The sequence below is a fragment of the Herbaspirillum sp. RV1423 genome (genome assembly GCF_000577615.1).
Classification (GTDB): Bacteria; Pseudomonadota; Gammaproteobacteria; order Burkholderiales; family Burkholderiaceae_D; genus Herbaspirillum.
Genome location: NZ_CBXX010000068.1, coordinates 1 through 9,922, shown reverse-complemented (window position 1 = coordinate 9,922; position 9,922 = coordinate 1). Strand labels below are relative to the sequence as shown.

11 protein-coding genes are annotated in these 9,922 nt (G+C 59.1%); 2 read left to right on the top strand and 9 right to left on the bottom strand.

Going from position 1 to position 9,922, the window contains the following annotated elements; all coding sequences use genetic code 11:
• Window positions 1-289: 289 nt before the first annotated feature.
• Entirely contained in the window at window positions 290-1,099 is an 810-nt protein-coding gene (gene istB / locus RV1423_RS27765) for an IS21-like element helper ATPase IstB (protein ID WP_011801850.1), read from the bottom strand.
• Window positions 1,096-2,640 carry an IS21 family transposase gene (istA, locus tag RV1423_RS27760; protein WP_011801851.1) on the bottom strand — a complete coding sequence of 515 codons (1,545 nt, stop codon included), beginning with the start codon at window positions 2,638-2,640 and terminating at the stop codon, window positions 1,096-1,098. Before istA ends, istB begins: the two co-directional genes overlap by 4 nt.
• A gap of 244 nt (window positions 2,641-2,884) precedes the next feature.
• On the opposite strand from istA, the gene RV1423_RS27755 reads away from it, so the two are divergent.
• Entirely contained in the window at window positions 2,885-3,166 is a 282-nt protein-coding gene (locus RV1423_RS27755) for a hypothetical protein (RefSeq protein ID WP_034303868.1), read from the top strand.
• Between the two features lie 88 nt (window positions 3,167-3,254).
• Here RV1423_RS27755 and RV1423_RS30455 read toward each other — a convergent pair whose 3' ends face one another.
• From RV1423_RS30455 to RV1423_RS27745, 3 genes are all read right to left on the bottom strand, one after another.
• The gene (locus RV1423_RS30455; RefSeq protein WP_255344244.1) at window positions 3,255-3,554 is read right to left on the bottom strand and encodes a zinc ribbon domain-containing protein; all 300 of its coding nucleotides are present in this window, start codon (window positions 3,552-3,554) and stop codon (window positions 3,255-3,257) included.
• A 142-nt stretch (window positions 3,555-3,696) separates the two neighbouring features.
• Window positions 3,697-4,080, bottom strand: coding sequence for a transposase (locus RV1423_RS29550; protein WP_081769055.1), 384 nt, complete (start codon window positions 4,078-4,080; stop codon window positions 3,697-3,699).
• 357 nt (window positions 4,081-4,437) lie between these two features.
• Entirely contained in the window at window positions 4,438-5,472 is a 1,035-nt protein-coding gene (locus RV1423_RS27745; RefSeq protein WP_011801855.1) for an IS110 family transposase, read from the bottom strand.
• Window positions 5,473-5,632: 160 nt separating this feature from the next.
• Between RV1423_RS27745 and RV1423_RS27740 the strand changes: the two genes are divergently transcribed.
• On the top strand, window positions 5,633-5,911 hold the full coding sequence (locus RV1423_RS27740; protein ID WP_011801856.1) for a hypothetical protein: 279 nt from the start codon (window positions 5,633-5,635) through the stop codon (window positions 5,909-5,911).
• A 71-nt stretch (window positions 5,912-5,982) separates the two neighbouring features.
• Here RV1423_RS27740 and RV1423_RS27735 read toward each other — a convergent pair whose 3' ends face one another.
• From RV1423_RS27735 to RV1423_RS27720, 4 genes are all read right to left on the bottom strand, one after another.
• Window positions 5,983-6,852: a fumarylacetoacetate hydrolase family protein gene (locus tag RV1423_RS27735; RefSeq protein WP_011801857.1), complete on the bottom strand. Its 870-nt coding sequence runs from the start codon at window positions 6,850-6,852 to the stop codon at window positions 5,983-5,985.
• Between the two features lie 271 nt (window positions 6,853-7,123).
• Window positions 7,124-8,128: a cupin domain-containing protein gene (locus RV1423_RS27730; protein WP_034303864.1), complete on the bottom strand. Its 1,005-nt coding sequence runs from the start codon at window positions 8,126-8,128 to the stop codon at window positions 7,124-7,126.
• 100 nt (window positions 8,129-8,228) lie between these two features.
• Window positions 8,229-8,834 carry a glutathione transferase GstA gene (gstA, locus tag RV1423_RS27725; protein ID WP_011801859.1) on the bottom strand — a complete coding sequence of 202 codons (606 nt, stop codon included), beginning with the start codon at window positions 8,832-8,834 and terminating at the stop codon, window positions 8,229-8,231.
• Window positions 8,835-9,039: 205 nt separating this feature from the next.
• Window positions 9,040-9,693: a 2-hydroxychromene-2-carboxylate isomerase gene (locus RV1423_RS27720; protein ID WP_197035028.1), complete on the bottom strand. Its 654-nt coding sequence runs from the start codon at window positions 9,691-9,693 to the stop codon at window positions 9,040-9,042.
• Between the last annotated feature and the right edge of the window lie 229 nt (window positions 9,694-9,922).

The following is a 9,922-nucleotide window of genomic DNA, read 5'->3' as shown; positions in this document are numbered from 1 at the left end:
CCGCAAATGGCGTGGCGCCATTACGCCGATTACGGAGTGGCTCCTTTACGCCGCAAATCCGGTGGCGCCATTACGCCGACAATCTGGTGGCGCCTTAACGCCGATTACGGAATGGCTCCTTAACGGCGAAAATTCACACTCCCGTAGCTAAGCCAAATCCACTCTCGGATTTCGTCCAGCACCTCCAATACCGCAGAGGCCTGTGCCGGCGTCCATTTCGTTGGCCGTGCAAACCGGGCGGTACCTTGGCCGGTCTCGGGTGGGCGCTTCACCCCTGCACCACGGCGCGTCATACCTTCTTCCCTTTGCGGGGCGCGGCAGCACGCGCCGCAGCCTTTTGCTCGGCGCGCGCCATGGCTTCCTTCAGTCGGTACGACTCGCCCTCAATGGGCACAATCTCGCAACGGTGCACCAGCCGGTCAATCAGCGACACCACGCAGGCCGCATTGGGAAACACCTCGTGCCATTCCTTGAACGCCCGGTTGGTGGTGAAAACCGTGCTCTTTTGCTCATAGCGCCTGCTGATGAGTTCAAACAACAAATCGGCGTGTCGGTTGGAGTACGACAAGTACCCGACCTCGTCCACCAGCAACAAGTCCGGTGCCGCGTAATGCTTGAGCCGACGGCGCAGTGCCGAATCACTGTCCAGCGCTGCCAGGTCACCGAGCAATTGCCCGGCGGTGATGAACAGCACCGTGTGCCCCTGAATCAAGGCTTGATGGCCCAGGTTGCAGGCCAGCATGGACTTGCCCACTCCGTTGGGGCCCACCAGCATGACGTTGCTGGCGTCGGTCATGAAGGACAGGGTCATGAGTTCCTGGATGGCCTGGCGGTCACAGCGCGTTGGCCAGTCCCATTCAAAATCGGCCAGTGGCTTGAACTTGCCAATGTGCGCCGAGCGCAACCGGCGCTCCAGACTGCGCTGGTCGCGTTCCGTCTCTTCCCATCCCAGCAGTTCGGTGACCCAAGCCAGACGCGCCGAATCACAGACCACCTGGTCCCAGCGGGCCAGCAGTCCGCTCAGTCGCAAGGCGTGGGCGCGCGCCTGAAGTTGCGCCATATTGCCCATGTCGCTGATTGCCGTTGGGGTGTTCGTCATTGGGTGTCCTCGTCGGTTTCTGTGGAATGGCCATCGCTGGATTGGTCGGTCTGCTGGGCATGTGCCTGCAATTCGTCATAGGCGTCCAGCCGGTGCGGCTTGACCGTCACGTCCATGCGTTTCGCACGCTCGGAGAGCTGGGGCACCACCAGCGGACTGTCCCGGCGTTCTTGGCGCGCACGCTCAAGGGCCAGACGCACCGCGTTGTGATGCGGAACATCCCGGCGCAGGGCTTCGAGCACGGCCTCTTGCATGGCCTGCGCCCCGTAATGGTCCAGCATCTGGCCCAACACCCGCGTCATGGAAGCCAGGTGGTGGCCTTTGGTCGCAGCACGGGCCAGGAAGTCCGCCATGGCCGGTATGGCCTGGGTCAGTTGGCTGACTCCCCTGTGCTGGCGGGCACCGCGTTTGCGCTCGATTAGCTCGTCCACATGGGCCGTAATCTCAACCTGCTCACCCTTGTCATAGCTGCGCACATGCTCGGCCAGGACGGTGACGCCATCGAGCACGCGCACCCGTTCTGCATTGGCCAGCACCGTCACAGTGCGTCGGACATGGGTGTGCGGGATGGAATAGTCATTGAGGTCAAACCGGACGTAGGGTGTCTTTGCGACCTTCACCTCAACACGCGCATCCACCGGGTAGGCATCCATTGGCAGGGCCATCAGGCTGGGCGACTCTGTCTCAAAGGCCTGACGCACGGTTAGCTGCTCACCTTCAGGCCAAGGCCTGCTAAATGCGGGCCCATCCGTCCAGGCTTTGGCTTGGGCATTGAGGTCGGCCACATCCGTATAGACACGGGCGGCAAAGAAGTTGTCGCGGATGTAGCGGATAGAGCGTTCAACCCGGCCCTTCTCATTGCCGCGCGCCACAGCCACCGGGCGTGGCTCGAAGCGGTAATGGGCGGCAAAGGCCAGGTAATCCGGGTTGAACCGAATGGCGTTGCCCAGTCGTTCCAGCACGGCGCTCTTGAGGTTGTCCGAGAGAATGACGCGGGGAACTCCACCCCATGCCTCGAACGCAAGAACGTGACCACGCAGGAAGTTGTCCATCTGGGCATTCAGGCTGAAGTGCAAAAAGATGCGCCTGGAATACGACAGCACCATCACGAATGCCATCAGGGGACGCTTGGCCCGGCCGACCACCACATGGCCCATATGAGCCCAATCCACCTGGGCTTGTTCAGCGGGAAGTGTTCGAAGTCGCAAGTAGGCCTCGGCCGCCGGCCGGGCGCGCAGGGGTGCCACCAGATGGCGGAAATGCGAGCTACCGCCGCCATAGCCACGCTCTTGGACCATGGCGTACAGGCGACTGGCCGCCAAGGTCGGGAACTTGGCCAGAGTTTCCTTGATGAAGGGCACGAACGGGTCAATCAATCGTGGCGGTGCTGACGGTAGCGCACGCAACACGCTGGAGATGGCCAATACCCGCCGAACTGTGTCACGGTGAAGCCGCAATTGACGCGCGATTGTGCCGACACGCCAGTGCTCAGCAAGGTACAGGCGCAGAATCTGTGCGCGAAGTTCAGAGGTAACGACCATCACGCCACCAACGGCTGTGGCGCAGAAAGCCCTGGCGCACCAGCGCCGGACACGGTGACTGGCACCAATGGCAGCGCCAGACCGGTGCCGGCATGCCGGTGCGGGTATTGGCGGTGGCGCAGAGCGCAATGGACTCCGAGGCTATAGGGCTGCATGGCTGTTTGGGCTGTGAATCGGGCGGGATTGCCGGGGGTGATTCGTTGCCTGGCAGTACAGCATCGACAGGGGTGGCAAGGGAACGGTGATGCGTCACTATCTTTGCTGCGGCAGCCCGTCGTATGCGCCATTGGTGCATGCGCTGTGCGTGCTTGTGGCGCCCGGCGCGACTCTGCTGATAGCGCTTGCCGGCCTCGCGTTGCAGGTTCAATCGGGTGATGTCCGCGCACCCTGTGGCGCAGTAGCGCTGGCCACGGTCACATTGGCTGCACACCAGGACTTGCGCCTGGCAGCGTGCGCACAGGAAAAGCCTGCCGGTCTGTTCGTGCAAGACACCTCCGGCAGCACTCCAGTAATGACCGGATTATGAAACCCGCCCATCCTGGTGGCCCTCGGGCCACCAGGATGGAATCAGAGGAGAGGCAGAAAGAACCGAAGGCAAAGAAATCAAACCGCGCTCAAAAGCCAGAAAACCGCGCTTCCGGACAGCCATTCACAACTGCTGCTGGATCGCAGCGTTTCTCCAATTCCTTTTGCACAGCGAGTGCCACCCCTAATGTGAGTGGAGTAACAGCCTGCACCAACAGTTTGCCAACCGCAGCATCGAGCTCACCGCCGACGATGAGTTGGCATATCGGTTCAGCATGCGCAATGCCACCGCGCTGACACACATAGTCCGGCACGCGACGCGTGCCGTGCAGGTGATAGCGCACCGTCATACGATCGCCGCACTTTGCGCACATCACAAGCCCTTGCAACAAAGCAGGTCCTTCTCGGGCGGGACCTCGATCGCGCCCGGTAGCAGGGGCCTGCGCGTTGTCGCTCAGAATCTTGAGATTCTGCTCGTACTCATCCCATGTGATGTATCCCGCATGGGAATCGCGAATTAGTGCGATCCACTCATCTGTTGGCAGTTGTTGGTGGCGGTGTGAGCCAGGTGAGGGTCATCGAGACGGCACCTTTGCGAAGTTCGACCTTGATGTCAAAGACAGCGGACTCATGCCGGGTGGTGGGCAGCTTTAAAGGGATGAATGCGGGAACAGGTGAAGTGGGGACAGCGACACCCAACGGATCTTGTCCGCCAAGTCGGTGGCGCCCATCCAGCGCATGTTCCTTGAGCCAGCGGTGCAGCACGTTGGCGTTCATGCCGTGTTGCAAGGCTATCGCTGCGATTGACGCGCCAGGTTGTTGACTGGCTGCAACCAATTCGGCCTTGAATTGACGCGTGTAGGTGCGGTGGGTCTGCGGTCTCGAACATCTCGCAAGGTCTGTCTCTTTGGGCATGGTGTGCACGGTGGGTTACGTGCACACGATCTTGCGAGATGACAGGGTTCAACTCAAGATGGGTTCACTGGGCGTACATGGACGCTCCCGGTTTGCCAAGCTTTCGATTCATGACAACTCGAAGGTAAAGATTGCACCCGTACATTCGGACTTTTGGTGTGACTTTGGGTCACTGTCCCTGATGGGATTCGCTGGTTGACGCCTCGATCGCTTACACGCACTCTGGGTGCCCCGTCCGGCACGGGCTTTGTCAACCACGGTCTGACCTATCTTGCCATCACTTCATGATCGCCTGAGCAATCGGTGGTTTATTGCTCCCTGCTTTGTTCTTTTCGACTTTGCGCACAACCGATCAGACTATAGGGCCGCTTTGGCGGCCATGTAGTCTGATCGGAACTCTCGATCGTGGACCAACAATGCCCATACGATGCGCGCATTCTTGTTGGCCAGCGCGACGGCTGCCACATTTTTGTTTCGTCGATTAACCACTCCGTTAATCCAACTGCAGGCGTCAGGCTTCTGCTGCGCCCGGTAAATCACGGAGCGCGCCCCGTGAATCAGCAAGGTTCTGAGATAGGTGTCGCCACGTTTACTAATACTCAATAGGTTCTGTTTGCCGCCACTGGAATGCTGCTTGGGCACCAGGCCCAGCCATGCGGCGACCTGACGGCCACCCTCAAAGTTCTTCGCATCCCCCAGTGAAGCCACCAGCGCGCTGGCAGTAATGGGGCCAATGCCAGGGACTTGTGCCAGTTTGCTACTGGCTTCACTTTGTCGATGCCATTTCACAATCTGCGACTCCAGGTCATCGACCTGACGGTCGAGCTCCTTCAAATGATCCAGCAGTCGCTGTACGAGTATTCGAAATGAGCCCGGCAATTCGTTGCTGGCGTTTTCTATGAGTTCAGGCACACGGTTTTCGATGTAGCCAATTCCCTGTGGAATGATCAGACCAAACTCAGACAACAAGCCGCGGATCTGGTTGGCCTGTGCCGTGCGTGCCTTCACAAAGCCTTGGCGCACGCGATGCAACGCCAATACGCTTTGCTGTTCGACATTTTTGATTGGCACAAAGCGCATATTGGGCCGATTTACCGCTTCGCAGATTGCCTCGGCATCTGCAGCGTCGTTCTTGTTGGTCTTAACGTACGGTTTGACGAATTGAGGCGCCATTAATTTGACGGTGTGCCCAAAACTTTGGAGCTTGCGAGCCCAGTGGTGTGCACTGCCGCAGGCTTCCATGCCAATAAGGCAAGCTGGCAGATTCACGAAGAACTCGGCCATCTGGTCGCGCCGGATTTGCTTCTTGATGACGGGCTTGCCAAACTCATTGACTCCGTGCAGTTGAAACAAATTCTTAGCCAGATCGATGCCTACTGTTGTAACCTTCATATCGGACGCTCCTGTCTGTTTAAGTGGTTGATTCGCATCTCCACTTTGGCACATTACGATGCCGTTTAGGTGGGAGCGTCCATCCCATTGCTTACGTTGCGACTGCAGGTCCGCTCGGCGTTTCGGATGAAAGCGCTCAACGTATGTTTGGAGGTCAATAATGATCGGAACACAACCCGTAGGCGCCATCAGTGGCGTCGTTATCAGCGCGGTGTCCCACGAAGGTCTCATCGTTACCGTAGACGGCAAACCAGCCAAACTGGCCATCCTGACCGATGACGGCCGCGTGATTGCGATGGGTGACCAAGTGGCCAAGGAGGCTGAAGCCGTCGCTCTCAACAGCTACCGCAACTTCCTCAAGGGCCAAGGTTACCTGCGTGTGAACAGCGCCCCGATTACGGCTTCCAGTGCAATGCCTGTCGGCATCAAACGTCGCTGAGTTTGACCGGTCATAACTGGGGCAGTTTGGGGTGGGCATCGGGGCGCAAGCAGGCGGCAGGTCCAGTATGTTCATGTGACTCTCCTGGCGTTGCGGACTGCGACGTTCATGCGGCCAATGCCTGCGATCTCGACGGTGATCTCGTCGCCGTTCACCACCGGCCCAACGCCTTCGGGGGTGCCGGTGAACAGCAAATCGCCCGGTTGCAACGTGTAGTAGGACGAGGCCATTTCGATCAACGCAGGGATGTCCAGCACGAGATCGCGCGTGTTCGCCTTCTGGCGCCGCTCGCCGTTGACGGTGAGCCAGAAATCGAGCGCCTGCGGGTCGTCAATCTCGTCAGCAGTGACGAGCCAAGGCCCCACCACGGAATACGTGTCAATGGATTTGCGCAGACTGCGCTCCTGCGGGCCGCGAACTGTCATGTCCAGGCCGATCGTATAGGCCGAAATGTGATCGAACGCGCGCTCGCGCGGGATGTTTCGTCCGGTTTTGCCAATTACAGCGACAAGTTCGGCCTCGTGGTCGTTTCGGCGATCAGGATGCTGGATCTCGACGCCGTGACTCGGTCCCACAACGGAGCTTGTCGCCTTGAGGAAAAGTCCGATCTTCTCGATTTCAGCGACCTGGTTATTGTGGTGGATCTCGACCTGCTCGCGGGCTTCTTGGAGATGCTTTTTGTAGTTGACGGGCGCCGCGATGACTTTACCGGGATTCGCAACCGGAGCCAGCAGCCGGCGTCCCGCGAGCGGCAGCGTGGGCGACGACGGGGCGATACGGCGAATTGCTTCGAGTACCTCTGGCAAGAGTGCGATCAGGGGGTCGAAAATGGGCAGTGGATAGCGGTGATTTGGCAGAACGTCGAGCGCGGCGGTGACGTCGCGCACCGTCTCTCCGTCTACCAAGCCCAGGCGGTCGTTGTCGAAGCGGCAAATCTTCATAGGAGGTGTCAATGTTGCGATTCGGGAATGCACATCGAGAGACCTTCGATTTCAGGGCAAACGATGAGACGGCAGCTCATGCGGCTGGTGGGCTTGACCATGACCGCAAAATTGAGCATCTTGATTTCGAGTTCCGACTTGGCCAGCAGACGGTCGGTCCACGCCGCGTCAACGCAGACGTGACACGTTGCACAGCCGCAAGCGCAGGGACTGGACGGCGGGGGGGGGGGTGAACAGATATTGGGTCATGCTGGTTTCCAAGGGGGAGGGTTCAGGCGCGGACTTCGTACACGCCCAGCTTACGGGGCAGCGGCGACTCGTCGGCCAAGAAGAGGAAGGCCGGCTGGTCGGCTGAGAGGTTCTTCAGCGTCACCTCGGTGTAGCCGGGGGCACAGCAGGTATCGGCCTCGGCCAGGGTGAAGGTCTGGCCGACACCGTCCACGGTGATTTGCGCGCGGCCTTCGATCTGGTGGAACACCTGGGCCGGCGAGCGCGTGGGCAGACGCAGGCTCTGACCCGGCTTGAGCATCAGGGCGTAGAAGCCCAGGATGTTCTCGGCGTCCTCGCCGGTTTCGGGGTTGACGTAGGTGACCTGCACGCACTCCAGATACGGCTGGTCGCTGGCCAGGGACAGCAGGGCGGCTCGCGTGTCGACCCATGGGTAGCGCAGCATGGGGTAACGCTTGTCGCTGCGCTGGAACACGGGGGTGGGCACCACGCCGGCGCGGGTCCAGGCGCGGTCGCCCCGGCCTGGCTTGACGGCCTGGCGCTTGCCGTTGAGGTGGTAGCTGGCCTCCATGTAGTACAGCAGCGGCAGGTCCAGCACGTCAAGCCAGACCACGGGTTCGGTGCCGTCGTGGCCATGCTCGTGCCACAGGCCGGTGGGCGTGAGGATGAGGTCACCCCGGCTCATGGGGCACTTCTCGCCGTCCACGGTGGTGTAGGCGCCCTCGCCCTCGACGATCATGCGCACTGCGTTGGGCGTGTGGCGGTGGCTGGGCGCCCACTCGCCGGGCAGCAGCAGCAGCATGCCCAGGTACATAGCGGCGCTGGCCTGCATCTTCTCTAGGCCGTGGCCGGGGTTGGCCAGCACCAGCACGCGGCGCTCGGCCTTCTCGATCGGGGTCAGCTCGCCAGCTTGCAACAGCAGCGGCTTGAGGGTCTGGTAGGACCAGGAGGTGGGCCGGGTCTGCCGCGTGGGCACTTTCGGCGGCAGCACCGCGCGCAGGCTGGGCCACAGCGGCACCATGGTGTCGCGCTCCTTTTTATCAAGCATATAGATAGGGGGAAACCGCTATTCTTATCGTCTCGATAGGACAAAAGTAGGTAGTCGGCCGTGATTTATTCGGATTCATGCAACTATTCTGCTGAAAAAATCAGATCAAACCTTCTGCCGCCAATGTTGCCCGGACCGCTGGGCGTTCAGCCACGCGGTTGAGGTAGGCTTGCAGGCCAGGCCAAGGCGAAAGGTCCAGATTCACGTAAGTCCCCCAGCCAAGCACAGTAAACAGGTAGGCGTCTGCCACGGAAAAATCCTCGCCCATGGCCCAAACTTTATCACCGAGCATCCGCTCGGCATGTCCAAGCCGGCTTTCCAATTGGGTCTTGATGACTGGCTTGGCATCCTGTGGAAACACCGGGCTGAACAATGCCCCGAAACTTTTGTGCAATTCGGTGGAGATGAAATTCAGCCATTCCATCAGTCGGTAGCGCTCCAGCGAGCCTGCTGGCGGTGCCAAGCATTTTTCTGGCACACGGTCAGCGAGGTATTGCACGATCGCCGGCCCTTCGGTGAGCACCTGCCCATCGTCCATTTGCAGAGCGGGGACACTGCCCAAGGGATTGACGGTCTTGTAATCAACACCCGTCTCAGTCACTTTGGTGCCGAGATCAACCTTTTCTAGCTGGAAGTCAAATCCACCTTCACGAAGGATGATGTGGGGCGACAACGAGCATGCGCCGGGACTGTAATAAAGCTTCATGAGACTCCTTAAAATCAAGATGTGGTTGAGAAATCAAGTAATTTGAAAAGAAATTCCATTCTGATCTGCGACTGTTGGCTCATGTCTTGATGAAGGCGGCATGAATGCTTCGCACCGAAGCAGGCGCCAATCGCCACGGTTAAAAATTAATTCCACGAGTTCACCAACCAAGGCCCATGCCTGGGAAAGATCGATGCAGGGGGGTTCATGGCTGCCTCTCCTTTTGCAACCCGCTCTCAAGCATGAAAAGACGGTCATTCCCCCACCACATTTGATCATCCCAAAATACGGTCGGAACCCCGAAGACTTTTCGGTCAATGGCCGCCTGCGTCTCCTCGTCGTATGCCTTGGCGGCATTTTCGCTGCACAAAAACGTTTCAAAGTCACCGCGATCCCAGTTCAGCTTGTCGCATACCTGAGCCAGCAAGCTATCTGCATCCAATGCCCACCCTTTTCCCCAAGCCGAATCGAAAACGAAGCGAACATATTCAGCGGCTCGTTCCCTGGCAGCCGGGTAATACAGCCCGGCGTTCATCCGGCTGCTGTTGAAGTTGGGGGGAAAGACCAGCGGAATCTCGTAGAGATCGGCCCATCGCTGCAAATCCACCTTCAAATAGTCAAGTTTTGTCTTCAGATCCCGATTGGACGGCCCGATGTTGCCAATGGCCGTCTTTGCTCGCGCCAAATCAATGGCGTGATACTGGATGGGGAATCCATAACGCCCCGCTAGCACCGACAAACGGTGGTTTGCCAGGTACGAAAAGGGGCTCAAAAAATCGAAATAAAAATCAACCATCATGCTCAGGCTCTCCCAAAAAAAGACGGCAGAAATGTGGAGCTGCTTCAGGGCAAGCGCCACATCCCGCGCTCTTGGCGCTTTTACGCCGTACTCGCATATTTGATACTCGCCGATTCCTCCAATCCAGAGGACGCCCAGATCAGCCAGCTTTGCTGATCGGAGATATCTGACTCAGGACCTGGCCTCGCCTCACTTCTTTTTCGAGCCGGTTGCCGTTTTGGTTTTCTTCAATTCCTCGGCGTACTTGGTATGCAGTGCGGCCCAGGCGTTGCCTGATTTTCGAGCACCT

Excerpts from the sequence above, each read along its gene's own strand:
- istB (WP_011801850.1), bottom strand. The coding sequence starts at position 1,099 with ATGACGAACACCCCAACGGCAATCAGCGACATGGGCAATATGGCGCAA.
- istA (WP_011801851.1), bottom strand. The coding sequence starts at position 2,640 with ATGGTCGTTACCTCTGAACTTCGCGCACAGATTCTGCGCCTGTACCTT.
- RV1423_RS27755 (WP_034303868.1), top strand. The coding sequence starts at position 2,885 with ATGCGTCACTATCTTTGCTGCGGCAGCCCGTCGTATGCGCCATTGGTG.
- RV1423_RS29550 (WP_081769055.1), bottom strand. The coding sequence starts at position 4,080 with ATGCCCAAAGAGACAGACCTTGCGAGATGTTCGAGACCGCAGACCCAC.
- RV1423_RS27745 (WP_011801855.1), bottom strand. The coding sequence starts at position 5,472 with ATGAAGGTTACAACAGTAGGCATCGATCTGGCTAAGAATTTGTTTCAA.
- RV1423_RS27740 (WP_011801856.1), top strand. The coding sequence starts at position 5,633 with ATGATCGGAACACAACCCGTAGGCGCCATCAGTGGCGTCGTTATCAGC.
- RV1423_RS27735 (WP_011801857.1), bottom strand. The coding sequence starts at position 6,852 with ATGAAGATTTGCCGCTTCGACAACGACCGCCTGGGCTTGGTAGACGGA.
- RV1423_RS27730 (WP_034303864.1), bottom strand. The coding sequence starts at position 8,128 with ATGCTTGATAAAAAGGAGCGCGACACCATGGTGCCGCTGTGGCCCAGC.
- gstA (WP_011801859.1), bottom strand. The coding sequence starts at position 8,834 with ATGAAGCTTTATTACAGTCCCGGCGCATGCTCGTTGTCGCCCCACATC.